This window comes from Agaribacillus sp. DX54, from assembly GCF_056858335.1.
In genome coordinates, this window is record NZ_JBXEQE010000111.1 from 1 (window position 1) to 706 (window position 706).

Annotated in this window: 1 protein-coding gene; it reads left to right on the top strand. The window is 46.9% G+C overall.

The genetic code is table 11. The features are described 5' to 3' along the window. Nucleotides 1–706 (top strand): IS256 family transposase (locus AC04NP_RS30565; protein ID WP_482863926.1); only part of this gene is annotated, 706 nt, incomplete at both ends.

The following is a 706-nucleotide window of genomic DNA, read 5'->3' on the forward strand; positions in this document are numbered from 1 at the left end:
TTGAAACCCCTCAAGACCGCCAGAGCAGCTTTGATCCTCAGATTGTCAAGAAACGAGAGACGGTTCTAGCCGATAGCCTTCAGGACAAGATCATCGGTCTGTATGGCTTGGGAATGAGCCTTCGGGACATTAGTGATCACATCTCCGAGATGTATGATACAGAGATCTCCCATACGTTACTGAGCCAGATCACTGACCGTATCATTCCGCAAGTGAAAGCCTGGCAAAACCGTCCTTTAGAGCCTGTTTACTGCATTGTGTGGATGGATGCGATGCATTACAAGGTGCGATCGGAAGGAAAAGTTGAACACAAAGCCTTGTACAACATCCTGGGTATAAATGCGGCTGGTATGAAAGAGGTATTGGGCATGTATGTCTCAGAGAGTGAAGGGGCCAATTTTTGGTTACAAGTGCTTACTGACTTGCACAACCGGGGGCTGAAAGACATCCTGATCGCCTGTACGGACAATCTGAAGGGCTTTTCAGAGGCCATACAGAGCGTTTATCCCAAAGCTGAGGTACAGAGCTGTATTGTACATCAAGTGCGTAATTCGCTCAAGTATGTGGCCAGTAAGGACCAAAAGGTATTCATGAAGGAACTCAAGGAAGTTTATCGAGCTGACACCAAGGAATTGGCTGAGATGGCGTTATTGAATTTATCTGAGAAGTGGGGCAAGAAGTATCCCATTGTCATCCAAAGCTGGGA